Source organism: Streptomyces poonensis (assembly GCF_014650915.1).
In the GTDB taxonomy this organism is placed as follows: domain Bacteria; phylum Actinomycetota; class Actinomycetes; order Streptomycetales; family Streptomycetaceae; genus Streptomyces; species Streptomyces poonensis.
Genome location: NZ_BMVW01000016.1, coordinates 1 through 26,075, shown reverse-complemented (window position 1 = coordinate 26,075; position 26,075 = coordinate 1). Strand labels below are relative to the sequence as shown.

The following is a 26,075-nucleotide window of genomic DNA, read 5'->3' as shown; positions in this document are numbered from 1 at the left end:
CGTCCTCACCCGCCGGCTCCTCCCGCTCGTGGACCGTCCTGACCGTCATGACGGTCCTGGTCTCCCTGGTCTCCCTGGCCTTCCTGGCCTTCCTGGGCCTTGCTGACCCTGCTGGCCTTCCTGATCAGAGCATCGCACCGCCCCGGGTCCGATTCCCGACGTCTTCCCGCCGCCCGGTGGCCCACCTAGGGTAGGAAGCGCTTTCTGTCGGTGGTTCCTCCGCTGTCGGAAACAGCGCTGGCGAACGTCGATGGCCCTCGGGCGGGCCGGGAAGGCGGTCTTCGATGGTCCGTTCCGGAAGCGGCGGCACGGTGTGCACCGGTGACGCCGTGTGCACCGGTGACGCCGTGTGCACCGGTGACGCGGTCCGTACCGGCGACGCGGTCCATACGGGTGACGCGGTCCGTACGGGCGGGGCGCCCCGCGCGTCCGGTGCCGTCGCCCGTGCCGGAACCGGCGGTACGGCGGCCGGGCCGACGCTGGCGGTGGTGGCGCGCGAGGCCGGGGTGTCCGTACCGACCGCGTCCAAGGTGGTCAACGGGCGGCAGGACGTGGCGCCCGAGACCAGACGGCGGGTGACGGAGGCCCTGGAACGGCTCGGCTACGTCCGCAGACCCCGTTTCGAGGCGGCGCGGACGCCGGGGCTGATCGATCTCGTCGTGCACTCGCTGGACAGTTCCTGGTCGGGCGCGGTGCTCCGGGGGGTGGAGGAGGCGGCGTACGACGCCGGGCTGGAGGTGGTGGTCTCCGCGGGGCTGCCCCGGGCGGCGCGGGACGGGAGCCCCGAGCGCGGCTGGATGGACCGGCTCACCGTGCGGGGGTCGTCCGGGGTCCTGGTCAACCTCGCCGAGCTGTCCCCGGCCCAGTACGCCTGGCTGAACCGGCACCACATCCCGCACGTGCTGATCGACCCCATGGTGGAGCCGCCGCCGGGCGTGGTGTCGGTGGGCGCGGCGAACTGGCAGGGCGGTGTCACGGCCGTCGAGCACCTCCTCGGACTGGGGCACGAGCGGATCGCCTGCGTGGGCGGGGACCGGCACGGGATGTGCGGCGGCGCGCGGATCGCGGGCTACCGCTCGGCGCTCGCCTCGGCCGGGATACGGCACCGCCCCGAGTACGTCCGCCACGGTGACTTCGACGAGACCACCGCGTACCACCGCACCCTGGAACTCCTCGACCTGCCGGAGCCGCCCACCGCCGTGTTCGTCTGCTCGGACACGATGGCGCTCGGGGTGTACCGGGCGCTGGCGGAGCGGGGGCTGCGGGTGCCGGACGACATCAGCGTGGTCGGCTTCGACGACCTGCCCGAGGCGCGCTGGGCCGCGCCCGCGCTCACCACGGTGCGCCAGCCGCTGTCGGAGATGGCCGCGACGGCGCTGCGGCTGCTGGTCCGGATGATGGCGGGCGAGCGGCCGGAGGGGACGCGTACGGAGTTGTCGACGCGGTTGGTGGAGCGGTCGAGCACGGCGCCGCCGCGCGGCTGACGGCCGGCGGGTCAGTCCGGCAGTCCGGCCGCCCAGCGGATGCCGCCCCGCAGGTGAGCACGGAAGTCCGGGTCCTCGTACGCCTCGCAGGCGTGGCCGAGCGCGGTGTAGAAGACCCGGCCCGCGCCCTGCTCACGGCACCACACCAGGGGGTGGTCCGCGCCCATCCCGCCACCGTCGTAGGAGGACTCGTCGGCCGTGGCGAGGACGTGGACCGCGCCGCGCGGGCTGTCCCGGAAGTCGTACCACTCGTCGGTGAACTCCCAGACGGCGGGCAGATGGCGGGTCGCCGGGTGGTCGCGGTCCTCGATGACGGCCTTGCCCGGCTGGTACGCGGGGTGGCGCGCGAAGCGGGCGCCGAGCAGCTCGCCGTAGTAGGGCCAGTCGTACTCGGTGCAGGCGGCCGCGTGCACCCCGGCGAAACCGCCGCCCTCCTCCACGTACGCCCTGAGCCCCGCGCGCCCCGTCTCCGTCAGCACCTCACCGCTCGTGGAGAGGAAGACGACCGCCGTGTACGGGTCCAGGGGTGCCTCGAGGGCCGCCGGGTCCTCGGTGGCGTCGACGTCGAAGCCGAGGGTGCGCAGGGCCGCCACGCCGGCCGGGATGGAGTCGTGCCGGTAGGCGGTGGTGCGGGTGTACACGAGGATGCGGGCTGTCATGGGGGCGAGCCTATGCCGCGTCAGCCCCCCACCCCCACATCGTTGTTCGGGGCTCCGTCCCCCTCGGGCGGCAGGTCGCCGCGCTCGACCGGTTCACCGGCCGCGGGGGACGGAAGGATCCGGGCCGCCTCCTCGTCGGTCGGGCGGCGGACGGCCTCGGCGGCGGCCCGCAGGACGTCGCGGTCCACGGTGGCCGTGTCACCACCGACCCGGACCACGTGGCCGTCCTCCGGGACGGCGTACTCGTGCTGCGCGCCCGCCGTGCGGTACCAGGCGTCCCCGTCGCGCTCGCAGGTGGCGCGGGGGCCGGTGCCCTCGCCTACCTGCTGCTCCGGGCAGTTCGCGGCGGTCACCGTGCCGCGCTCCACGCGCAGTTGCAGCTGGGCGCCCTTCTCCTTGGACCAGTAGACGGCGGAGAAGCCGTCGTCGCCGGACACGCCGACCGACTGCTCGGCGAGGGTGAAGCCCGGCGCCTCGGTGAGGTACACGTGTTCGGGTGCGATGCCCAGCGCCTCGGCCCGTTCCCGGAGTCCGGCGCCGGGGGAGGCGGGCGGCGCCAGTTCAGGGTCGCCGGTCACGGCCTGCTTGTCGCCGCAGGCCGTCAGGAGCAGCAAGGGCAGCAGCGTCAGGGTCGGCAGCACGCGCGTGGCACGGATCATGCCCTCATCCTGCCGCACAGGCGTTCCACAGACATCCTCGCCCGGCACCCTCGCCGGTGTCCGATTCCTTCAAGACCCCTCCCCCGCACCGCGCCTACGGTGGCCGCATGACTCCACGACTCGATGCGATCGGCATGGTCGTCTCCGACATGGCCGCCTCGATCGCCTTCTACCGCCGGCTCGGGTTCGCCTTCCCCGAGGGCTCCGAGACCGCGCCGCACGCCGAGGCCGGACTCCCCGGGGGGCTGCGGCTGTTGCTCGACACCGAGGAGACCGTGCGCTCCTTCCACGCCGGTTGGCAGCCGGGCACCGGTGGTGGCCGGACCTCGCTGGCGCTGCTGTGCGAGGGCCCGGAGGAGGTGGACGCGGTCTACGGTGAGTTGGTGTCCGCCGGGTACCACGGCGAGCTCAAGCCGTGGGACGCGGTGTGGGGCCAGCGGTACGCGGTCGTGCTGGACCCGGACGGCAACGGAGTTGATCTGTTCGCTCCGCTGAACCCTCGGCAGGGGGCCTAGACACCGAGCAGCTCCCCGAGCGGCACCCCCGCCAACCCCCTGACGTCCCGCGCGAGGTGGGCCTGGTCCGCGAAGCCGGCGCGGGCCGCCGTCTCGGCGAAGGGCACCCCGTTGCGGGCCAGGGCGAGTGCCCGCCGGAACCGGAGGACGCGGGCCAGTGTCTTGGGGCCGTAGCCGAACGCGGCGAGCGAGCGGCGGTGCAACTGGCGGGCGCCGATACCGAGTTCGTCGGCGGTCACGGCGACCGGGCACCCCGCGTCGAGTGCGGCCACCACCCGGCGCAGCAGGGGATCGGGGGCTCCGGAGGCGGCCGCCCGCGCCAGGGCCAGTTCCTCGAGCCCGAGCGCCGGGGTCGCCGCCGCGTTCACACGTGCGGTGAGGCGCCTTACCTCCGCGGCCGGCCAGAGGTCGGCGAGGCGGACACGCTGGTCGCGCAGTGCGTGCGCGGGCACGCCCAGGAAGGTCGGCGCGGAGCCCGGGGAGAAGCGGACGCCGGCCCAGGGACCGGACGCCGCTCCGGGGGCGTACGCGCGGGTGTCGGGCCCGGCGACGAACAGCCGCCCCTCGTGCCACAGCAGGTCCATGCAGCCGTCGGGCAGCACGAGCCGCGCCCCGGGCGCCGTTGAGCCGCCGGGGGTGTTCCTCCACACCACCGCGCCCGTCAGCCTGGATGCCCGCTCCGCGTACACGGGGGCCAGGCTACGCCGCGCGGCCGCGGTGCTCCTGGGGGCTGACGCCGTACACCCGCTTGAAGGCGCCGGAGAGGGCGAAGGCGCTGCCGTAGCCGACCCGGCGGGCTATCGCGTCGAGGGTGTCGTCGGTGTCGCGCAGCCGGTCGGCGGCGAGGGCGAGGCGCAGGCCGGTGAGGTACGTCATCGGGGGCTCGCCCACGAGTTCACCGAACCGGCGGGCCAGCGCGGCGCGCGAGACCCCGGCCTTGGCGGCGAGCGACGCCACCGTCCAGGGGTGCGCCGGGTCGTCGTGGAGGAGCCGGAGCGCCCGGCCCACGACCGGATCGCCCAGCGCCCGGTACCAGGCGGGCGCCGCGGCCTCCGGGCGGGCGAACCAGGTCCGCAGCGCCGCGATGACGAGCAGGTCGAGCAGCCGGTCGAGGACGACGGGCTGGCCCGGTTCGTCCCGGACGATCTCGTCCGTCAGGTACGGGGTGAGCGGGCACCGCCACACGTCGGAGGGCAGGCTCAGCAGCGGGGGCAGCGCGTCCAGCAGCCGTCCGCCGACCTCGCCCGGCCACAGGTAGGTGCCGATCAGCAGGACCGCCGAGCCGTCGGGCCGGTCGCCCCAGGTGCGGACGCCGAGGTCCATGGAACCGTTGAGGGGGCGGCCGTCGGGGTAGGTGCACTCCCCGCCCGGCAGGATCACGGCCCGCGGTTCGGTCGCCGGGTCGTCGCCGCAGGTGTACGGGGCCGGGCCGCGCGCGATGGCGAGATCCCCCGCCGTCAGCCGCAGCCGCTCCCCCGTGTCCGGGCTGATCCACGCCTCGCCCCGCACCATGAGCATCACCGTCAAGGGCGCCCGGTCCTCGACGCGGACGCACCACGGCGGGTCGAAGCACGCCCGGATCATGAGGGCGCCACGGGCGCGGGGGCCCTCCAGCAGGCCGGTGAGCGGGTCCATGGCGGCAGCGTAGACGCGCACGTATGAAAATGAGCCGTTCGGCGATGTTCGCCTGCGGAGCGCGGCCGTTGACTGGTGCCATGACAGAGATGACGAAGAGCGGGCCGGACATGACGGTACTGGTGACCGGGGCGTCGGGGCGTACCGGCAGCCGGGTCGCCGCGGCGGCGCAGGCGGCCGGGCTCACGGTGCGGGCCGCGTCCCGCGCGACGGGGTTCGACTGGGCGGACCGGTCGACGTGGGCGGCGGCGCTGCGGGGTGCGGACGCGGCGTATCTGATGCATCCCGCGGACATCGGCCACCCTTCGGCCGCCGGGGCGATCGGTGCGCTGGCCGGCGAGGCGGTCGCGCACGGGGTGCGGCATCTGGTGCTGCTCTCCGGGCGCGGCGAGGACCAGGCGCGGCCGGCGGAGGAGGCGGTCGAGGCATCGGGGGCGGACTGGACGGTCGTACGGGCCGCGTGGTTCGCCCAGAACTTCAGCGAGGGTCCGCTGGTGGAGGGGCTGCGCCAGGGAGAGCTGGTGTTCCCGGCGGGCGAGGTGGCGGAGCCCTTCATCGATGTGCGGGACATCGCGGACGTCGTCGTGGCCGCGCTGACGGCGGGCGACCGGTACGCCAGCCGGACCCTGGAGCTGACCGGGCCGCGCCCGCTGAGTTTCCGCGAGGCGCTCGCGGAGATCTCGAAGGCGGCGGGGAGGGACTTCGCCTACATCCCCGTCTCCGCGCGCGAGTACGGCGAGGCCCTGACCGGGTTCGGCATCCCTCCCGAGGAGGCGGCCGTACTGATCGAGATCTTCGAGACCCTGCTGGACGGCCGCAACTCCCACGTCACCGCGGACGTCCGCGAGGTGCTGGGCCGCGAGCCCCGCGACTTCGCGGACTTCGTGGCGGAAGCCGCGGCGGCGGGTACGTGGGGAGTCTGACCATCACCGCCGGCAGCACGGCCACGGGGCCGGTCCGCCGTACGGAGTCCTGTCTCCGTACGGCGGACCGGCCCCGTTCGGCGAGCCGGGTCCGTCCCCCTCAGTTCCCCGGGGACGTCCCGTTGCCCGGCTTGTCGGACGACGTCGTCTTCGCGTGCGTGCGCAGCCGTGAGGTGACGTCCTCGGGCGGCAGGAAGCGCGACCAGCGTTCGGGGAACTCGGAGGGCATGTCCGGGTCGTCGGGATCGGCCGGGTCGGCGGCGCGGGCCGCGGCGGCGCGGGCGACGTACTCGGCGGCCATCTCCTCCCGCAGGCGCTCGTTGGCGGCGCGCGCGGCGGCCGTGGCGGCGGCCGGCCAGACCCGGTCGATGGCCGCGTTGACGGCGGCGCCCACCAGCACCGCGAAGGCGGACACCCCGATCCACAGCAGTACGGCGACGGCGGCGGCGAGCGAGCCGTAGATCGTGGCCCCCTCGATCGTGCTGGTGAGGTAGATGCGCAGCAGGAAGCTGCCGAGCACCCACATGCCGAGGGCCACCAGGGCGCCCGGGGCGTCCTCGACCCAGGGCGAGCGCACGGGCACGGACACGTGGTACAGCGTCGTCAGGAACACGATCGACAGGACGATCACGACGGGCCAGTACAGGATCTGCACGACGGTCGTCGACCACGGCACCACGTTGACCACCGCGTCCGGGCCCGCGACCATCAGCGGCAGCGCCACCGACCCGATCAGCAGCGCCACGATGAAGAGCAGGAAGGCCAGAAGGCGGGTCTTGACGATGCCGCGGACGCCGTCGAGGCCGTACATCACGGTGATGGTGTCGATGAAGACGTTCACCGCGCGGGAACCGGACCAGAGCGCGAAGAGGAAGCCGACGGAGATGACGTCGGGTCTGCCGCCGCCGGTCACGTCGTCGAGGATCGGCTGGGCGATCTCCTGGACGCCGCGGTCGGACAGGACCGTGCGGGAGGCCTCCAGGAGGTTGTTCTCCAGGCTGGAGATGGTGTCGGTGCCGGTCCAGGCGTCGACGTAGTAGAGCAGTCCGATCAGGCTGACGAGCAGCGGCGGCACGGACATCAGGGTGAAGAACGCGGCCTCCGCCGCGAGGCCGAGGATGCGGTACTCGATGCACGAGTTGACCGTGTCCTTCAAGAGCAGCCAGGCGGTCCTGCGCTTGGAGACGTTCCGGTAAAGGGCGCGGGCCCGATGGAGACGGCCGGAGGGGCTCTCGGAGAACTTACTTGCTGGCTGCACGCCTCTTACGGTATCCGCCGCGACAGCAAGCCCTCACCTCGCGGTACGCATGCCGGGGTCCCTCCGGTACGAATGCGGGGGCCCCTCCGGTACGTATTGCCGGACCTGTTCCGGTACGGGTGCCGGAGAGCCCGGCGGTACCGGTGGCGTGGCCGTCCCGTACGCGTGCGCCGGAGTCCGCGGCCGGCGTCGTGGCCCTCCGGTACCGGCCGCCGCGCGTGTTTCGGTTGTGGTCGCAGACATCCCATCGGTCGCGTCGCGCGGCAGAAATTGATAGGCAACCCACGGGAAACCGGGCGAAGATTAATTGAAGCCCTTTCTGTCATGGCCGCGCTGGCCGGATATGGCGGGTGCGGCAAGTGGAATCGCCGGCGACGTTTGCTCGGACCGGAGGGGAAGTTCCCCGTTGAAGCACACGCACGGGCTGCAAGGAAGACCCTACGGAAGATCGTCCGTAGTGCAGGAAAGCGTCAATTGCCCGGACTCCCTTGACCTGTTCGCGAATACACCGAAAGAATCCAGATTGCATTCCACTGCGGACCACCGCCGAGGGGGAGGGGCGCCGCACACCGGGGGACGTCGCGACACCTGACCACGTGTCCGAGCTGCAGCGTTGCCCGTGATCCGCCGGAGATCCGGGTGGATCATCCCCGTACTGCTCCGCGCCGAACCACGTGGCTGTCCGGTTCCACTCTTCCACACGCCGACTGGACAAACCTGTTCGTGATGTCATTACGCGCCACGCCGACCACTGCCGGGCGTATTTCAACGATGAACCGTCCCGGAGAATTCAATGCTTTCACTCGCACCACGCACTCCTCTTTCCCGCACACTCCCGCATGCCGCCGCCCGTGCGACGCAATGCGCGCCCGACGCGACGTGATCTGTCACGGCCCCTGACAAACACTTCCGGCACGCCCCGGGCCCGACACGCCATGAACCGGACCGGAGCGCCGTGAACCGTGCGACGGGGCGCGGGCGCGCATGCCCGGGAACGGGAACGGCGGCGGACGGCCGGTGCCCGGTCCCGCCACGACGGCGGGGCCCCTGGTCACGGTGGCCCGCGATCCGGCGCCGACCGGGCGCCGCACACACAACACACGCCGAAACGAACATGCACTAGGAGTTCATGTGGTGGGAAACCCCGGAGAGGTCACGACGACCGCTCCGCCCGGCCCCCCGGCCGCGCAGCACAGCGGCGCGGACAACGGGCAGGTCACCCGCGCGGGCGCCGTGCAGGGCACGCCCGCGGACACCGAGCGGATCCTCGCCGAGGTGCTGGCCGAAGTGGTGCGGGTCGACCGTGTACCGGTCGACAGCCACTTCTTCGACGACCTCTGCGCCAACTCGCTCGTGATGGCCCACTTCTGCGCACGGATCCGAAAGCGGTCCGATCTGCCGTCGGTGTCGATGAAGGACGTCTACGCCCATCCGACGGTCCGCGGCCTGGCCGCCGCCCTCACCGAGACCCCGGACCCGGGTCCCGAGCAGGCGCCCGTCCCGGCCGAGCCGGTCGCCCCCGGCAGCTCGCTGCGCCACGCCCTGTGCGGGACGGCGCAGGCGCTCTTCTTCGTCGCGTACTGCCTGCTCGGCGCGGTCGCCCTCACCCAGGGATACGAGTGGGTGGCCACCGGCCCGTCGGCCGGCGGGGTCTATCTGCGCGCGGCGCTCTTCGGCGGGATACTCGTCGTCGGCCTGACCCTGCTGCCGGTCGCCGCCAAGTGGCTGCTGATCGGCCGCGCGAGGCCGGCCGACGTCCCGCTCTGGGGCATGGCGTACCTGCGCTTCTGGATCGTCAGGGCGCTGCTGCACACCAGCCCCGCGATGCTCCTCATCGGCAATCCGCTGTACGTGCTCTACCTGCGCGCCCTCGGTGCCCGCGTCGGCAAGGACGTGACGATCCTGAGCCGCTCGGTGCCGGTCGCCGCGGACCTGCTCACGGTGGGCGACGGCTCGGTGCTCCGCAAGGACTCCGCGCTGCAGTGCTACCACGCCCACGCCGGGCGGCTGCGCACCGGCCCGGTCACCCTCGGCCGCAACGTGTTCGTGGGCGAGCATACCGTGCTGGACATCCACACCTCGATGGGTGACGGATCCCAGCTGGGCCACTCCTCCGCGCTGCGCCCGGGCGAGTCGGTGCCGGCCGGGGAGCGCTGGCACGGCTCCCCCGCCGAACGCACCCAGGTCGACCACATACGGGTCGCCCCGGCACCCTGCGGCACGCTCCGCCGGGCCGGGTACGCCCTCGGCTCCCTGCTCCAGGTGTTCCTGCTGTGGGTGCCGCTGGCCGTCGGCGGTCTGTACCTGCTGTTCAAGGTGGCGCCCGGACTGGATGCGCTCGTCAACGCGCAGGCCAGGGACATCGGCTCGCTGCGGTTCTACGTCGAGGCGCTGGTCCTGTCCCTGGTGCTGTTCGTCGGCGGCACCGCGGTCGGCGCGATCACGGTGTTCGCGGTGCCGCGCCTGCTGAACCGGATGATCGAGCCGGACAGGGTGTATCCGCTGTACGGCTTCCACTACGGGGTGCACCGCACGATCATCCGCCTGACCAACATCAGGTTCTACAAGTGGCTGACCGGCGACAGCTCGTACATCGTGTTCTATCTGAAGGCCCTCGGGTACAGCCTGTCCCGCGTGCAGCAGACCGGCTCGAACTTCGGGACCGAACTGAAGCACGAGACGCCGTTCCTGTCCTCGGTCGGCCGGGGCACCATGATCGCCGACGGTCTGTCGATCATGAACGCCGAGTACTCGGCCACCTCGTTCAAGGTCAGCCGGACGTCGATCGGGGCACACAACTTCCTCGGCAACGCCATCGCCTACCCGGCCGGAGGCAGGACGGGCGACAACTGCCTGCTCGCGACCAAGGTGCTGGTCCCGCTGGACGGCGAGGTCCGCGAAGGGGTGGGGCTGCTCGGCTCGCCCCCGTTCGAGATCCCCCGGTCGGTGGAGCGCGACAGCCGCTTCGACCACCTGCGCGAGGGCCGGGAGTTCCGCCGCCGGCTGCGTGCGAAGAACCGTTACAACCTGAAGTCGATGGGCATGATGCTGGGCCTCCGGTGGGTGCACGGCTTCGTGCTCACGGTGCTCGGCTTCGCCGCCGTCGACCTGTACTGGCACGGCACCGCGGCCCTCGCCGTGGTCACCGCGACCATGGCGTTCGGCCTGGTGTTCACCGTCGTGTACTGGGCCCTCGTGGAGCGCTGCATCCTGCGGTTCCGCCCGATGGAGCCGGAGCTCTTCTCCATCTACGACGAGCGCTTCTGGCACATCGAGCGCCTGTGGAAGGTGCTCGACCTGCACCTGGGCGTGCTGAACGGCACCCCGTTCAAGGTCTGGGCCTGGCGGCTGATGGGCGCGAGGTTCGGACGGCGGGTCTTCGACGACGGCGCCTATCTGACGGAGCGGACGCTGTCCACGGTCGGCGACGACTGCACCCTCAACGCGGGCAGCAGGCTCCAGGCGCACTCGCAGGAGGACGGCACCTTCAAGTCGGACCACGTCAGGCTCGGCGACGGCGTGACCCTCGGGGTCGGCTCGCTGGTCCACTACGGCGTGACCATGGGCGACGGCGCCGAACTCGCCGCCGACTCCTTCCTGCTGAAGGGCGAACAGGTACCGCCGCGCGCGCGGTGGGGAGGCAACCCGGCCACGGAGGACCGGGGACGACGGTGAGCGGGGGAACGGGACCGATGGATCTGAGGGAAGCGAAGAAGAGGCGGGCGGAGGACGCCCGGGAGTTCTGGCGGGGTGTGCTGACCGCCGGCGGGCGGGCGGAGATCCCCCGCTGGACACCGGCTCCGGCGGACGGAACGGGCGAGGTCGACGTGGCCCTGCCCGACGGGTTCCTGGCGGCGGTGCGGGCGCTGGCCCTGCCGCTGGACTCCGTCCTGCTGGCCGCCCACGCGCGCGTGCTCGCCGTCCTGTCCGGCGAGCGGGAGGTCACCACCGGCTGGGTGGCCGTGGCGGGCGGCCGTCCGCTGCCCTGCCGGCTGACCACCGAGCGGGGCCAGTGGCGGGAACTGCTGCGGCACGCACGGCAGGTCACGGCCGACGTACGGGCGTACGCCGACTTCCCGGTCGACGACCTGCGGGAGGAACTGGGCCTGGACGGCGCGCCGTTCGAGACGGTCCTCGACGCCACCGGCGGCGACGGCCCCCTCGACGGGGACACCGTGCTGCGGGTGGGCATCCGGCGGCAGGGCGACCGGATCGGGCTGCGGGTGCGTCACCGCACCGATGTGCTCGGCGGGGAGGCCGCGGCCCGGGTGGCCGGCTACCACGTGACCGCGCTCACCTCGCTGGCCCTCGACCCGGACGCCGACTACGGGCGGCAGGGCCTGCTCTCCGCCGACGAGGTGCGCCGGCAACTCGACGGACTGGCCGGGCCCCGCCGGGACCTGCCGGACCGGCGCATGCACGAGCTGTTCGAGGAGCGGGTACGGGCCCACCCGGACGCGGTGGCCGCCGTGTGCGGCGACGAGGAGCTGACGTACCGGGAGCTGAACTCCCGCGCCAACCGGATCGCGAGGGCCCTGATCGCGCGCGGCCTGAAGCGCGAGGGCGTCGTCGCGGTGGTGACCGAACGGAACCTGGACTGGACGGCCGCCGTCCTCGGCGTGATGAAGGCGGGAGGCGTCTATCTGCCCGTCGAACCGCACTTCCCCGCCGGGCGCATCGCGAAGACGCTGTCCCGCGCCGAGTGCGCGCTGGTACTCACGGAGGACGGCAGCACGGACACGCTCGACGCGGCACTGTCCCGGCTGTCCGGCGTGCGCGCCCTCACCGTCGCCGCCGCCTGCGACGAGGGCCACGCCGACGACGACCTGGGCATGCCCGTCGCCTGTGACCAGCTCGCGTACATCTATTTCACCTCCGGCTCCACGGGCGAGCCGAAGGGCGCGATGTGCGAGCACGCCGGGATGCTCAACCACCTCCTCGCCAAGATCGAGGACCTGGGCATCGAGGAGGGGTCCACGGTCGCCCAGACCGCGCCCCAGTGCTTCGACATCTCGCTGTGGCAGCTGGTGTCCGCGCTCCTGGTGGGCGGACGGACCCTGCTGGTGGAGCAGGAGGAGATCCTCGACGTCGACCGGTACGTCGACCGGATCACGGCCGGACGGGTCAACGTGCTCCAGTGCGTGCCGTCGTACCTGGAGGCCGTCCTCGCGCACCTGGAGCAGCACCCGCGCGCGCTGCCGGACCTGAGGATCGTGTCGGTCACCGGCGAGGCGCTGAAGAAGGAGCTGACCGAGCGCTGGTTCGCCACGCACCCGACCATTCCGCTGGTCAACGCCTACGGGCTGACCGAGACCTCGGACGACACCAACCACGAGGTGCTGCGCCGGCCGCCGCACGGGGACCGGGTGCCGCTCGGCCGGGCGGTGCGCAACGTGCGCGTGTACATCGTGGACGAGCACCTCGGCCTGGTGCCGCTGGGCGCCCCCGGCGAGATCGTCTTCTCCGGGGTCTGTGTCGGGCGGGGCTACGTCAACGACCCCGAGCGGACCCGGCGGGCCTTCACCGCCGACCCGTACCGGCCGGGCGAGCGGCTGTACCGCAGCGGCGACCAGGGACGCTGGCGGCCCGACGGCAAGCTGGAGTTCCTGGGCCGCAAGGACAGCCAGGTGAAGGTGCGCGGCTTCCGCATCGAGATCGGCGAGGTGGAGAACGCCCTGCTGAAGGTGGCGGGCGTGCGCGACGGCGCCGTGGTGGTGGCCCGGGGCGAGCATCTGGTCGCCTTCTACAGCGGCAGGAAGCGGCTGGACGCCGAGGTCCTGCGCCGGACGCTGGCCGCGTCGCTGCCCGCGTACATGGTGCCCACGGTCGTCCACTGGCGCGAGCACCTGCCGCTGACCGCCAACGGCAAGATCGACCGCAAGCAGCTGACCGCGCTCGCCGAGGAGCTGGGCACCGCCGGGGACGGCCTCCCGGCGCCCGCGCCCGGGACGCCGACCGAGGAACGGCTGGCGGCGGCGTGGGCCCAGGTGCTCGGCGTCCCGCCCGCCCGCGTGGGCCGGCGAGACCACTTCTTCGACCGCGGCGGCACCTCCCTGTCGGCGGTGAAGCTGGCGATCGCCCTGGACCGTGCGGTGTCCCCCAAGGACGTCGCCCGTCACCCGGTCCTGGCCGACCTGGCGGAGCTGATCGACACACGGGGCGCCGCGGAGGCCGCGGCACCCACCGCACCGGGGACCGCGACGGACACACCGCCCGGGACCGGCGAACGGGCCGGGACCGACGTACGGGCCGAGACCCCCGCCCCATGATCCGCACCCGTAAGGCCAGTACGGCCGGCACAGCCGGTACGACCAGCACTGCCGGCACCACCGGCACTACCGAAAGGACCTTCACGACCATGTCGTCCTCCACTTCCCTGCTCCGCGACGACGTCGCCCTGACCGAGGGCAGGCCACCCCTGCTCAGCGTCTCCGGTGACGCCCGGGAGTGGACCACGCGGCACCGGGACGCGCTGCGTGCCGTCGTCGCCGAGCACGGCGCGGTGCTCGTCCGCGGGCTGGGGCTGAGCGACCGGACACAGACCGGCGCCGTCTTCCAGCTGCTGGCCGACCGCCTGATGCCGGAGAAGGAGGCGTTCGCGCCGCGGCAGGCGTACGCCGACGGCGTGCACTCCTCCACGGCCTGGCCGCCCAACCAGCAGATGTGCATGCACCACGAGCTCAGCTACACGCTGGAGTTCCCCGGCCTGATGCTCTTCGCCTGCCTCACCGCGCCCACCGAGGGCGGGGCGACGACCGTGGCCGACGCGGAGGCCGTGCTCACGGCGCTGCCCACCGAGCTGACCGAACGGTTCGAACGGGAGGGCTGGATACTCACCCGCAGCTACAACGACGAGATCGGCGCCACGCTCGAAGAGGCGTTCGGCACGGACGACCGGGGCGCCATCGAGGCGTACTGCCGGGTGCACGCCATCGAGTTCGCCTGGCAGGACGACGGCTCCCTGCGCACCCGGCAGCGCCGCAGCGCCGTGGTGCGCCACCCGGTGACGGGCCGCCGCTGCTGGTTCAACCAGATCGCGTTCCTCAACGAGTGGACGATGGACCCGGAGGTGCGCGAGTACCTGGTGGACGTGTACGGCGACGAGGGTCTGCCGTTCAACACCCGGTACGGCAACGGCGACCCGATCGGCCCGGACGTCGTCGAGGCGATCAACGACGTGTACACGGCCCACACGCGGCGCGAGCCGTGGCGGGCGGGCGATCTGCTGCTGGTCGACAACATCCGTACGGCGCACAGCCGGGAGCCCTTCGAGGGGGCGCGCGAGGTGCTCGTGGGCCTCGCCGACCCGGTCAGGTTCTCCGACGTCTCCGTGACCCTGGAAGGGAACGCCCGATGAGCCCGCTGCCCCCGTCCGACCCGGCGGCGACGCCCGCGCGGAACGGTGCGCCGTCCTTCGCCGTGATCACCGGCGCCCAGGTGCGGCAGCTCCTGGACGGCCGCGAGCGCGAGATCGTCGACCTGGTGGAGTCCGTCTACCGCCTGCACGGCGCGGGCGACACGGTGAACCCGCCGTCGTACTTCCTGCGCTTCCCCGACCGTCCCTCGTCCCGCATCATCGCGCTGCCCGCGTCGCTCGGCGGCGAGAAGCGGGTCGACGGGCTGAAGTGGGTGTCCAGTTTCCCGGAGAACATCAAGTCCGGTCTGCCCCGCGCCTCCGCCGTGCTGATCCTCAACGACCCCGTCACGGGCTATCCGTTCGCGTGTCTGGAGGCGTCGGTGATCAGCGCGGCCCGGACGGCGGCGTCGGCGGCGCTGGCGGCCCACCGGCTGAGCGACGCCCGCGAGGGGCGCGAAAAGCCGTCCCGGGTGGTGTTCGTGGGCACGGGTCTGATCGCCCGGTACATCCACACGTTCCTGGCCGCGACGGACTGGCCGTTCGAGGAGATCGGCGTGCACGACCTGTCGGCCGAGAGCGCCGCCGGGTTCTCCGACTACCTCCGGCGGTCGGGCACCGGCGCCCGGATCACCGTGCACGAGGACGCCGGGGAGGCGATCAGCACGGCCGACCTGGTGGTCTTCGCCACGGTCGCGGGCACGCCGCACGTCCACGACCCGAAGTGGTTCGCCCACGACCCGCTGGTGCTGCATGTGTCGCTGCGGGACCTCGCGCCGGAGATCCTGCTCGGCTCGGCGAACTTCGTCGACGACGTGGAGCACTGCCTGAAGGCGGACACCTCGCCGCACCTGGCCGAGAAGCTCACCGGCGGCCGGAGCTTCCTGACCGGGACGCTGGACGACGTGCTCGCCGGCCGGGTGGGCGTGCCGTCGGACCGGCCGGTGATCTTCTCGCCGTTCGGCCTCGGGGTCCTGGACCTGGCGGTGGGCGCGTACGTCCACGACGCCGTGGCCCGGGCCGGTGAACTCCACGTGGTGGACGGCTTCTTCCACGAGCTGAGCCGCCACGGCTGACCGGCCGCGCACCACAGCACCACAGCACCAGCACGTACGGGCCTGACCAGTTCGTACACGCCACAGGCACCGGACATGTCGCGAAAAGTCAAGAACCACGCCAGTTACACATACAACACGCCAATTATGACAGTATGGCAAGCGCAAAACAGGGGGGCGTAGTGCCAGTCATATCCGTACCCACGGATTTCAACGAGGAGGAGCTGTACGTCGATCTTCGACCGGTCGTCGGGCACTCTCTCTTCCTCAAGTGCGAGGGCTTCAACTTCGCCGGATCGATCAAGGTCAAGGCCGCGCTGGAAATGGTGAAGGCCGCCGAACGGGACGGGGTCCTCACGCCGGACTCCGTGCTGGTCGAGTCCTCGTCCGGAAACCTGGGCGTGGCGCTCAGCATGATCGCGGCGAGCAGGGGCTACCGGTTCATGTGTGTGACCGACTCCCGCTGCAACCCGCAGACCCGCCGGCTGATGGAGGCGCTGGGCGCGAGCGTGCACGTCATCACCGAGCCGGCCGCCCACGGCGGCTTCCTCGGCGCACGCATCTCGTACGTGCGTGCGCTGTGCGCCTCCGACGAGCGTTTCGTCTGGCTCGACCAGTACACCAACTCGGGCAACTGGCGGGCGCACTACCGCACCACGGCTCCGGCCATCGCCCGCCAGTTCCCGCAGCTTGACGTGCTGTTCGTGGGCGTGGGCACCTCGGGCACGCTGATGGGGTGCGCCCGCTGGTTCTGGGAGCACCGGCGCGGGGTGCGCATCGTGGCGGTGGACAGCGAGGGGTCCGTGTCCTTCGGCGGGACTCCGGGCCGCCGGATGATCCCCGGCCTCGGGATGAGCGTCACCCCGCCGCTGCTGGACGAGTCCTGGGTGGACGACCTCGTCCGGGTGGCGGAGCCGGACACCGTGCGCGCCTGCCGCCGGCTGGCCCGGCGCGGGTTCCTGTTCGGCGGTTCGACGGGCACGGTGGTCAGCGGCGCGTCCGACTGGCTGGCCCGCAACGGCAGCGACGACCTCACGTCGGTGGCCATCGCCCCGGACCTCGGCGAGCGCTACCTGGACAGCGTCTACCGGGACAGCTGGGTGCGCGACCTGTACGGCGACGACGTCCTCGACACCGAGGAACTGCCGCTGATCTCGCACTCGGCCTGATCGCGCGCTCGGCCCGGTCCGAGCGCGCACCGCACGACCTGCGGCGCTCCGGGAGCCCGACGGCTTCCCGGAGCGCCGTGGCCTGTCCGGCGGCCCGTCCCACCGGGACGGCACCTGCCGCACACCAGGTGAGCACCTCATACCGGGGGGTAGGTTTCGGGCATGGCAGCGAGCACCCATGAAGTGACCAACCAGCCCCCGCCACTGCGGGGCTACGACGTCTTCACCGCCGACCGCGCCCTCACGGAGGCGGTCGAGCGGCACCTCGCCCCCGGACTGCTCGACGAGGCCCGCGCGGAACTGTCGGCCTTCGGCCGCACCGCGGGCTCCGCACAGGTGCAGGAGTGGGGAGCACTGGCCAACGAGAACCCGCCGAAGCTGCGGACCCACGACCGCTACGGGCACCGGATCGACGAGGTCGAGTTCCACCCCTCCTGGCACCGGCTCCTCGGCAAGGGCGTCTCCCAAGGACTCACGACCGCCTGGACCCGGCCCGGCGGCCATGTGCGGCGCGCGGCCGGATTCCTCGTCTGGTCGCAGGTCGAGGCGGGCAACGGCTGCCCGCTGTCGATGACGCACGCGGCGGTGCCCGCGCTGCGCGCCGACCCCGCGCTCGCGGCCGAGTGGGAGCCTCGGCTGGCGTCCACCGTCTACGACCAGGAGCTGCGGCCCGCCGCGCAGAAGGCCGGCGCCCTGTTCGGGATGGGGATGACGGAGAAGCAGGGCGGCAGCGACGTCCGGGCGAACAGCACCGTGGCGCGGCCGCTCGCCGAGGACGGGACGTACGAGCTGACCGGGCACAAGTGGTTCTGCTCGGCGCCCATGTCGGACGGCTTCCTGGTGCTGGCGCAGGCACCGGGAGGCCTGACCTGCTTCCTGGTGCCGCGCGTGCTGGCCGACGGCACGCACAACGTCTTCCGCATCCAGCGGCTGAAGGACAAGCTCGGCAACCGCTCCAACGCCTCCTCCGAGGTCGAGTTCGACGGGACGTGGGCCCGCCGGGTCGGCGACGAGGGCCGCGGGGTGCGCACCATCATCGGCATGGTGGCCGCCACGCGCGTGGACTGCGTGCTGGGCTCCGCCGGGCTGATGCGGCAGGCGGTGGCGCAGGCGATCCACCACTGCACCTATCGGGAGGCGTTCGGCGGGAAGCTGATCGACAAGCCGCTGATGCGCAACGTCCTCGCCGATCTGGCGCTGGAGTCGGAGGCGGCGACCACGCTCGCGCTGCGGCTGGCGGCGGCGTACGACGACGGGAGCGAGAGCGAGCGCGCCTTCCTGCGGCTCGCGGTGCCCGCCGCCAAGTACTGGGTGACCAAGCGCTGTACGCCGGTGGTGGCCGAGGCCCTGGAGTGCCTGGGCGGCAACGGGTACGTCGAGGAGTCCGGGATGCCCCGGCTGCTGCGCGAGTCGCCGCTCAACTCGATCTGGGAGGGCGCCGGGAACGTCCAGGCGCTGGACGTGCTGCGGGCGCTGCAGCGCGAGCCGCAGGCGCTGAACGCGTTCCTCCAGGAGGTCGGGCAGGCGCGGGGAGCCGACCACCGCCTGGACGGCGCGATCAAGAACCTGCTGACCGAACTCGCCGATCTGGAGGGCGTGGAGGCCCGCGCGCGCCGGCTCGTGGAGCGGCTCGCGCTCGTACTCCAGGGCTCGCTGCTGGTCCGGTACGCGCCCCCGGAGGTCGCCGACGCGTTCTGCGCCTCCCGGCTCGGCGGCGACTGGGGCTCCGCCCTCGGCACCCTGCCGCACACCCTGGACCTCGCCTCGGTGGTGACCCGGGCCCGCCCGGTGGGCTGAAGCGGTAGGCGTGGGGGTGGTACTACACGGCACGGGGCGGTGCGGCCCGGCACGGGGGTGGTGCTGCGCCGACACGGCACCACCCCCGCCTTTCTGGCCCCTGGCCGGAGCACAGCCGCCACAACGGGCGGCTTCGGACAAGTTTCAACACGTCGGCGGCCGTTCGCCAGGGTTGCAAGGGGTTGCAACCCCGGCGGACGGACACCGGCGGCATCGGCCCCCTGTGACCGGAGTGCCCCCGTCCGTGGCCGATCGGCGGCACACTATGAGACCCGCCGTCAACGCACACGGGCGCCGTCCGGGGACGGAATTGGAAGAGGCCCGCCGGGAGGTACGAGTGGCGCACCCGCCGATGGATGTCACACGGCTCGCCGCCCAAAAGGCGCAAGCGGCGGCACGGGCGCTCGACGGGACGGGCGCCGCCACGCCGGCCGGACAGCGCCCGCAGAACGCGCCGCGGACGGTGGCCGAGGGGTCCTGGAGCCGGGTGGCCCGCGGCGTGGCCGGCGCCGGCCACGGCCCGCGCGGCGATCTGCTCAACCTCGAGGAGACCGAGCGGTGCCGGCGGACGGCACGCCTCAGACACGTCCTGCCGGTGCTGCACGAAGGGCTGCTGCCGTTCGCGGACTCGGGACAGCACACCGTGCTGGTCGCGGACGCGGAGGGCCGGGTGCTGTGGCGCGAGGGCGGCGCCTCGGGGCCGCGCCGGGCGGACGGGCACGGCCTCGCCGACGGGGTGGAGCGGCGGGAGGGGACGTCCGGCCCGGCCGGGTCCGGCACCTCGCTGGCGACCCGCCGTCCGGTCCGGGTCGTGCCCGCCGGGCACTTCGTGCGCACCCTGCGCTCCTGGGCGTGCGTCAGCGCGCCCATCACCGACCCGCGCGACGGCCGGCTGCTCGGCGCGGTCGACGTCAGCGGTCCGCTGGAGACCCACCACCCGGCCACGCTCGCCCTGGTCGCATCGGTGGCCAAGCTCGCCGAGGCCCGGCTGCGCGACCTGCATCTGACCTCGCTGGAACGGCTGCGCGCGGTCGCCGCCCCGGTCCTGGCGCGGACCGGCGGGCACGCGGTGGCCGTGGACGACCACGGCTGGACGGCCGCGGTGACCGGGATGCCGTACACCAGGCGGCTCGCGCTGCCGGAGTCGCTGGCACCCGGCCGGGCCCGGCTGCCGAACCTGGGCCCGTGCTCGGTGGAACCGCTGCCCGGCGGCTGGCTGATCCGGCCCTGCGCCGAGCCGTCGGCCGCCTCCGGCACCGCCCGCCTGGTACTGGACCTGACGCGGCCGCACCGCTGGACGGTGGCCGTCTCGGGCGGCACGTGCTCCTGGACGCACGAACTCTCCCTCCGGCACGCGGAGTTGCTGTACCTGCTGGCCCTGCACCGCACCGGCCGCAGCGCCGCGGCGCTCGCCGCCGACCTGTTCGGCGACCCGGCCCGCACGGTCACGGTCCGCGCCGAGATATCTCGGGTGCGGCGCCGTCTCGGAGCGTTCCTGGAGCACCGCCCGTACCGCTTCGCGGAGGGCGTGGACCTCGACGTCCGGCTGCCGGACGACCCGCTGGACCTGCTCCCCCACTCGCTGGCGCCGGGGGTGGTCCGCACGAGAGAGACGTCCGCGCACGGCCGGCCGGCCGCCACAGCGTGCACACCCGGTGAACACCCATGATCACCGAGTGTGGGAACTCGTCGCATTTATACGGTTCCCCGATCGGACACCCAGGTGTCTGAAGTAGCATCCTCCCGAACCACCCCACCTGCTTCTCCGTCACCATCCGCGTCAACATCCGGATCGTTCGAGGCAGTTGGCCGGCTGTCATCGGGAGGTTGGTCGTCATGAGGCACCGCGGCAGACACCGACGGCACAGACGGGGGCGCGCGCTGCGCGCCGGACTGGCCGGTACGGCACTGGCGCTGACCGCGGCGGCCACGCTGATCACCACCTCTCAGGCGGCCGGCGGCGACACCCCCGGGCCGCTCGCCCCGCTCACCTCGTCCGCCGAGATGGACGACTTCCGGCTGCGCGAGAGCCTGGCCCCCGAGGCGACGCTCGACACCCTGACCGAGGGGATGGGCGGCAGCGTCGGCATCGAAGAGGTGCTGCGGAGCGCCGACCACCCGATGCGGAACGAGGACGACTGCTCCGACTCCGAGCGGGCCGCACTCCCCGTCGAGCCCACCGCGACCCGCGCGTACTGCTGGGACACCGACGACGCCACGACACAGGCGTGGATCCCGCGGTCCGTCACCACCTCCGGCGACGCCGCCGCGGCCGGCACCTGGGGCGGGGACCGGGTCGTCCTGGCCGGCTGGACCCACACCGGCGGGGACACCGACGGCCCGGCGGAGGACCGGGGGCTCGCCCGGGTCGCCTTCATCGACGCGACCGACCCGGACGACCTGAGGTACCGCTGGGTCCTGCTCGTCGCCCCGCGCGACAGTGGCAGGGACTTCGACCCGGTGCGCTCCCGCGCCGGCGGCATGGTCTGGTACCAGGACAAGCTCATCGTCACCGCCGGGAACGGCACCGCCCAGGACGACACCCTGCTCGTCTTCGACCTGGACCGCGTCCTGCGGGCCGATGTGGAGGACGACGCGATCGGCCGGGTGGACGGCGGCTGGTCGGCCCACCACCACCGGTATGTGCTGCCGGCGGTCGGTTCCTACCGCCCGACGGGCGGCCCGTGCACCACCGCACGCGACGACGCGTTCCCCTGCCTCGCCTCCCTCTCCCTGGACCGCACCTCGACCCCGCACAGCCTGGTGGCCGTCGAGAGCCCCGCCTCCGACTCCGCCCCCGACTCCGGCGACGACGAGCCGACGCGTGTCTGGCGCTACCCCTTCAGCACGTCGGCCGACCGCACGGGCCTGCTGGGCGCCGGCCCCTTCGGCTACGTCGACGCCGAGGAGGCGTACGAGACGGAGGCGGCCGGCGTCCGGAGCGTGCTGTCCCACCGGGAGAGCGCGGAGAACGAGGCCGACTGGTACGTCGGGCACACCCCCGGGCGCCAGGGCCCGCACGGCACGCTGTGGCGGCAGGACGAGGACGGCGCCGACTCGGCCCGGTGCACCGCCGACGGGTCCCGCGCCTGCTGGGGCCGGCACACCGAGTCGCTGTCGTACTGGCCCCAGACCGGCGAACTGTGGACGCTCACGGAGCGGACGGCAGACCTCGACGGCGAGGCCGGGAAGGCCGGCGAGGACCACGGGAACGGCGAGGGGGCGTCGCCGGACGGCGCCCCGGAGCGGGTGCTGTACGCGGTGCCACTGGCGTCGGTGGACGAGTCGATGGAGTAGTGGGAACAGGACGAGGGCGCGCCACGCACAGTCGGCGCACAGGCTCCCCACCAGGGCTTCTCACGGTGCGGACCCGGCCTGGTGCCGGACCGGGCACCATGGTTTTCTGGCCACCATGTCCACGATCACCGTCACCACCTGGTCCCTGGAGCAGACGTCTCCGGCGGATCTGCTGCCCGCCGCGGCCCCCGAGGGGGATGTCCGCGTCCTGCGCGCCGAGGTCCCCTCGCCCGAGTTCAGCCGGTTCCTGTACGCCTCCGTGGGCGGCGACATCCGCTGGACCGACCGGCTGCCGTGGACGTACGCCCGCTGGGAGGAGCACCTCGGCCGGCCGGGCGTGGAGACGTGGGTGGCGTACGACCGCGGGACGCCCGCGGGGTACGTCGAGCTGGAGGCCCAGGACGCGGGAGCCGTGGAGATCGTGTACTTCGGGCTGCTGCCGGCCTTCCGCGGGCGCCGCATCGGCGGGCATCTGCTGTCGTACGGGACGGCGCGGGCCTGGGACCTGGCCGAACGGTGGCCGGGGCTGGCGCCGACCGAGCGGGTGTGGCTGCACACCTGCAGCCTGGACGGCGAGCACGCGATGGCGAACTACCGGCGGCGCGGGTTCAGGCTCTTCGACACCAAGGTCGAGCAGGAGCCCGGGGCCGCAGCACCGGGACCCTGGCCAGGGGCATGACACAGGTCACACCGTCTCGCCATCCGGGACAGTCCTGTCCAGGATATGGATGAAGGTGGACTGAGTTCGAACAGCCATGACACGCTTCCGTCATGTCTGGAACTGGAATTGCCTTGGTGAGTCGGCGGCACGTCGACCTCGGCCGCATGTCCAGCGCCATCTGTCCGGCGAGCTGACCAGCCGCAGCACCGCCGTTCTCCCCCCTTCCTGCCTCGCCCGCGCAACGGAGCGCCAGCCCGGCACGTATGCCCTAATGCGCCCGTGTGCGCAGGTCAGAGCCGCATCTTCCGCCTGTCCCGAAGGACGTAACAACCATGGCCGCCACCCCGCAGAACTCCGCCGCGCCCCGCCGCAAGGTGAGCCGTCACCGTGGCGAGGGTCAGTGGGCCGTAGGTCACCACACCCCGCTCAACGGCAACGAGCAGTTCAAGAAGGACGACGACGGTCTCAATGTGCGGACACGCATTGAGACGATCTACTCCAAGCGGGGCTTCGACTCCATCGACCCCAACGACCTGCGCGGCCGGATGCGCTGGTGGGGCCTCTACACCCAGCGCAAGCCCGGCATCGACGGCGGCAAGACCGCGGTCCTGGAGCCGGAGGAGCTGGACGACGAGTACTTCATGCTGCGCGTCCGCATCGACGGCGGGCAGCTCACCACGCAGCAGCTGCGGGTCATCGGTGAGATCTCGCAGGAGTTCGCGCGCGGCACCGCCGACATCACCGACCGGCAGAACGTCCAGTACCACTGGATCCGCGTCGAGGACGTCCCCGAGATCTGGAACCGGCTGGAGGGCGTGGGCCTGTCCACCGTCACCGCCTGCGGCGACACCCCTCGCGTGATGATCGCCTCCCCGGTGGCGGGCATCGCCGAGGACGAGGTCATCGACGGCACCCCGGCGCTGGAGGAGATGAAGCGCCGCGTCCTGAACAACAAGGCGTACTCCAACCTCCCCCGTAAGTTCAAGACGGCCATCTCCGGGTCGCCGCTCCTGGACGTGGTGCACGAGATCAACGACGTCGCGTTCGTCGGCGTCCGGCACCCCGAACACGGTCCGGGCTTCGACCTGTGGGTCGGCGGCGGCCTGTCCACCAACCCCAAGCTGGGTGTGCGGCTGGGCACCTGGGTGCCGCTGGAGGATGTCCCCGACGTCTACGAGGGTGTCCTGTCGATCTTCCGTGACTACGGCTACCGCCGGCTGCGCAACCGGGCCCGCCTGAAGTTCCTGGTCGCCGACTGGGGCGCGGAGAAGTTCCGTCAGGTGCTGGAGGACGAGTACCTGAAGCGCAAGCTGGTCGACGGCCCGGCGCCCGACCAGCCCGTCCAGCAGTGGCGCGACCACGTCGGTGTCCACCGCCAGAAGGACGGCCGCTACTACGTCGGGTTCGCCCCGCGCGTCGGCCGGGTCGACGGTGCCACGCTCACGAAGATCGCCGACCTGGCGGAGGCGCACGGCTCGGGCCGGGTCCGCACCACCGTCGAGCAGAAGATGATCATCCTCGATGTCGAGCAGGGTCGGGTCGACTCCCTGGTCGACGGCCTGGAGGCGCTGGACCTCACCGCCAAGCCGTCCCCGTTCCGGCGCGGCACCATGGCCTGCACCGGCATCGAGTTCTGCAAGCTCGCCATCGTCGAGACCAAGGCACGCGGGTCCGCGCTCATCGACGAACTCGAGCGCCGTATGCCCGACTTCGACGAGCCGCTCACCATCAACCTCAACGGCTGCCCGAACGCCTGCGCCCGTATCCAGGTCGCGGACATCGGTCTCAAGGGCCAGCTGATGCTGAACGACCAGGGCGAGCAGGTCGAGGGCTACCAGGTGCACCTGGGCGGCGCGCTCGGCCTGGAGGCCGGCTTCGGCCGCAAGGTGCGCGGCCTGAAGGTGACGTCGGAGGAGCTGCCGGACTACATCGAGCGCGTCCTGAAGCGGTTCGAGGCCGAGCGCGAGGACGGCGAGCGGTTCGCGGCCTGGGTGTCGCGGGCCAGCGAGGAGGCGCTGTCGTGAGCGAGCGTGCCGCGCCCTTCCACTGCCCCTACTGCGGTGACGAGGACCTGCGTCCGAGCGAAGAAGGACACGGGGCCTGGGAATGCCACGCGTGCAACCGAGCCTTCCAGTTGAAGTATCTCGGGCTGCTGGCCCGGGGGCTCCAACGAGCCGACAGCGGAGGGGACATATGACCGTCAAGGTGGATTCCGACACGACCCCGCACGACACGGCGGCCGCCGCCGGGGACCCGCAGGACGCGACGGCCGCCGAGGACGCCCGGCGCGCCGAGCTCAAGGCGCTCGCCGAGCAGGCCGGCCGCGACCTGGAGGACGCCTCGGCCCTGGAGATCCTGAAGTGGGCCGCCGACACCTTCGGCAGGCGCTTCTGCGTGACGTCCTCGATGGAGGACGCGGTGGTCGCCCACCTCGCCTCCCGTGCGATGCCCGGCGTCGACGTCGTCTTCCTCGACACCGGCTACCACTTCGAGGAGACCATCGGCACCCGGGACGCGGTGGAGGCCGTGATGGACGTCAACGTCATCACGCTGACGCCGCGTCAGACGGTGGCCGAGCAGGACGCCGAGTACGGGCCGAGGCTGCACGACCGGGACCCCGACCTGTGCTGCGCCCTGCGCAAGGTCAAGCCGCTGGAGGAGGGCCTCGCGCGGTTCGACGCGTGGGCGACCGGCCTGCGCCGCGACGAGTCCCCGACCCGGGCGAACACCCCGGTCGTCGGCTGGGACGAGAAGCGGCAGAAGGTGAAGATCTCGCCGATAGCCCGCTGGACGCAGGACGACGTGGACGCGTACGTCACCGAACACGGGGTGCTCACCAACCCGCTGCTCATGGACGGCTACGCCTCCGTGGGCTGCGCCCCCTGCACCCGCCGGGTCCTCGCGGGCGAGGACGCGCGTGCCGGCCGCTGGGCGGGCCGCGCCAAGACCGAGTGCGGACTGCACGGCTGACATGGCCGAGACATCGCGGAACGCTCCCCTTCCGCAGAACCAGGAGAACCAAGTGACCACCGGAGCCACCGTCTGGCTCACGGGTCTGCCGAGCGCCGGCAAGACCACCATCGCGTACGAGCTGGCCCGGCTGCTGCGCGAGGACGGCCACCTCGTGGAGGTGCTCGACGGCGACGAGATCCGCGAGTTCCTCACCGCCGGCCTCGGCTTCAGCCGCGCCGACCGGCACACCAACGTGCAGCGCATCGGCTTCCTCGCCGACCTGCTGGCCCGCAACGGCGTCAAGGCGCTGGTGCCGGTCATCGCCCCGTACGCCGACAGCCGCGAGGCGGTGCGCAAGCGACACGAGGCCAGCGGTGCCGCGTACGTCGAGGTGCACGTGGCCACGCCGGTCGACGTCTGCTCCGTACGTGATGTGAAGGGGCTGTACGCCAAGCAGGCCGCGGGCGAGATCTCCGGGCTCACCGGGGTGGACGACCCCTACGAGGAGCCCGTCTCCCCCGACCTGCGTATCGAGTCGCAGCACCAGACCGTGCAGGAGTCCGCGGCCACGGTCCACAAGCTGCTCGTCGAAAGGGGTCTGGCATGACGACCGTCGCGACCGTCTCCGAGGAGACCGGCAGCCCGTACGCCCTGTCG

21 protein-coding genes are annotated in these 26,075 nt (G+C 72.6%); 16 read left to right on the top strand and 5 right to left on the bottom strand.

All coding sequences use genetic code 11. The features are described from left to right. The first annotated feature begins 284 nt into the window (after nt 1–284). Entirely contained in the window at nt 285–1,484 is a 1,200-nt protein-coding gene (locus IE242_RS29680; protein ID WP_229859616.1) for a LacI family DNA-binding transcriptional regulator, read from the top strand. Nucleotides 1,485–1,495: 11 nt separating this feature from the next. Here the strand turns inward: IE242_RS29680 and IE242_RS29675 are convergent, their stop codons facing one another. Next, complete coding sequence (locus IE242_RS29675; RefSeq protein ID WP_189864717.1) at nt 1,496–2,143, bottom strand: ThuA domain-containing protein; 648 nt, start codon at nt 2,141–2,143, stop codon at nt 1,496–1,498. Nucleotides 2,144–2,163: 20 nt separating this feature from the next. Continuing rightward, a complete protein-coding gene (locus tag IE242_RS29670) occupies nt 2,164–2,802 on the bottom strand; it encodes a hypothetical protein (RefSeq protein WP_189864715.1) in 639 nt (212 codons plus the stop codon). Between the two features lie 107 nt (nt 2,803–2,909). Here IE242_RS29670 and IE242_RS29665 point away from each other — a divergent pair, with 107 nt between their 5' ends. Next, a complete protein-coding gene (locus IE242_RS29665; protein WP_189864713.1) occupies nt 2,910–3,317 on the top strand; it encodes a VOC family protein in 408 nt (135 codons plus the stop codon). Here the strand turns inward: IE242_RS29665 and IE242_RS29660 are convergent. Both IE242_RS29660 and IE242_RS29655 read right to left on the bottom strand, forming a co-directional pair. Next, the gene (locus tag IE242_RS29660; RefSeq protein ID WP_189864711.1) at nt 3,314–4,006 is read right to left on the bottom strand and encodes a helix-turn-helix domain-containing protein; all 693 of its coding nucleotides are present in this window, start codon (nt 4,004–4,006) and stop codon (nt 3,314–3,316) included. The genes IE242_RS29665 and IE242_RS29660 overlap by 4 nt on opposite strands. Nucleotides 4,007–4,016: 10 nt before the next feature. After that, nucleotides 4,017–4,952, bottom strand: coding sequence for an AraC family transcriptional regulator (locus IE242_RS29655; protein WP_189864709.1), 936 nt, complete (start codon nt 4,950–4,952; stop codon nt 4,017–4,019). Nucleotides 4,953–5,032: 80 nt separating this feature from the next. Between IE242_RS29655 and IE242_RS29650 the strand changes: the two genes are divergently transcribed. Beyond that, a complete protein-coding gene (locus IE242_RS29650) occupies nt 5,033–5,875 on the top strand; it encodes an NAD(P)H-binding protein (protein ID WP_373299618.1) in 843 nt (280 codons plus the stop codon). A 100-nt stretch (nt 5,876–5,975) separates the two neighbouring features. Here IE242_RS29650 and IE242_RS29645 read toward each other — a convergent pair whose 3' ends face one another. Beyond that, nucleotides 5,976–7,133, bottom strand: coding sequence for a YihY/virulence factor BrkB family protein (locus tag IE242_RS29645; RefSeq protein WP_189864707.1), 1,158 nt, complete (start codon nt 7,131–7,133; stop codon nt 5,976–5,978). Nucleotides 7,134–8,264: 1,131 nt separating this feature from the next. On the opposite strand from IE242_RS29645, the gene IE242_RS29640 reads away from it, so the two are divergent. The 13 genes from IE242_RS29640 (at nt 8,265) to cysC (ending at nt 26,025) form a co-directional block, all read left to right on the top strand. After that, nucleotides 8,265–10,808: a Pls/PosA family non-ribosomal peptide synthetase gene (locus IE242_RS29640; protein ID WP_373299617.1), complete on the top strand. Its 2,544-nt coding sequence runs from the start codon at nt 8,265–8,267 to the stop codon at nt 10,806–10,808. Nucleotides 10,809–10,825: 17 nt separating this feature from the next. Beyond that, nucleotides 10,826–13,402: a non-ribosomal peptide synthetase gene (locus tag IE242_RS29635; protein WP_189864703.1), complete on the top strand. Its 2,577-nt coding sequence runs from the start codon at nt 10,826–10,828 to the stop codon at nt 13,400–13,402. Between the two features lie 89 nt (nt 13,403–13,491). Next, entirely contained in the window at nt 13,492–14,490 is a 999-nt protein-coding gene (locus tag IE242_RS29630) for a TauD/TfdA family dioxygenase (RefSeq protein ID WP_189864701.1), read from the top strand. Then, nucleotides 14,487–15,563 (top strand): 2,3-diaminopropionate biosynthesis protein SbnB, encoded by a 1,077-nt coding sequence (sbnB, locus tag IE242_RS29625; protein ID WP_189864699.1) that lies wholly within the window; start codon nt 14,487–14,489, stop codon nt 15,561–15,563. Before IE242_RS29630 ends, sbnB begins: the two co-directional genes overlap by 4 nt. Nucleotides 15,564–15,724: 161 nt before the next feature. Further along, a complete protein-coding gene (sbnA, locus tag IE242_RS29620) occupies nt 15,725–16,711 on the top strand; it encodes a 2,3-diaminopropionate biosynthesis protein SbnA (RefSeq protein ID WP_189864697.1) in 987 nt (328 codons plus the stop codon). Between the two features lie 162 nt (nt 16,712–16,873). Then, nucleotides 16,874–18,508, top strand: a complete 1,635-nt coding sequence (locus IE242_RS29615; protein WP_189864695.1) for an acyl-CoA dehydrogenase family protein — start codon at nt 16,874–16,876, stop codon at nt 18,506–18,508. Nucleotides 18,509–18,860: 352 nt separating this feature from the next. Continuing rightward, a complete protein-coding gene (locus IE242_RS29610) occupies nt 18,861–20,177 on the top strand; it encodes a helix-turn-helix domain-containing protein (RefSeq protein ID WP_189865024.1) in 1,317 nt (438 codons plus the stop codon). 167 nt (nt 20,178–20,344) lie between these two features. Then, nucleotides 20,345–21,805, top strand: coding sequence for a hypothetical protein (locus tag IE242_RS29605; protein ID WP_189864692.1), 1,461 nt, complete (start codon nt 20,345–20,347; stop codon nt 21,803–21,805). A gap of 115 nt (nt 21,806–21,920) precedes the next feature. Next, a complete protein-coding gene (locus IE242_RS29600) occupies nt 21,921–22,484 on the top strand; it encodes a GNAT family N-acetyltransferase (RefSeq protein WP_189864691.1) in 564 nt (187 codons plus the stop codon). Between the two features lie 92 nt (nt 22,485–22,576). Continuing rightward, complete coding sequence (locus IE242_RS39325; RefSeq protein ID WP_309486338.1) at nt 22,577–22,660, top strand: putative leader peptide; 84 nt, start codon at nt 22,577–22,579, stop codon at nt 22,658–22,660. A gap of 138 nt (nt 22,661–22,798) precedes the next feature. After that, complete coding sequence (locus IE242_RS29595) at nt 22,799–24,490, top strand: nitrite/sulfite reductase (protein ID WP_189864689.1); 1,692 nt, start codon at nt 22,799–22,801, stop codon at nt 24,488–24,490. A 169-nt stretch (nt 24,491–24,659) separates the two neighbouring features. Then, on the top strand, nt 24,660–25,436 hold the full coding sequence (locus tag IE242_RS29585) for a phosphoadenylyl-sulfate reductase (RefSeq protein WP_189864685.1): 777 nt from the start codon (nt 24,660–24,662) through the stop codon (nt 25,434–25,436). Between the two features lies 1 nt (nt 25,437). After that, nucleotides 25,438–26,025 carry an adenylyl-sulfate kinase gene (cysC, locus tag IE242_RS29580; protein ID WP_229859613.1) on the top strand — a complete coding sequence of 196 codons (588 nt, stop codon included), beginning with the start codon at nt 25,438–25,440 and terminating at the stop codon, nt 26,023–26,025. Nucleotides 26,026–26,075 lie beyond the last annotated feature (50 nt).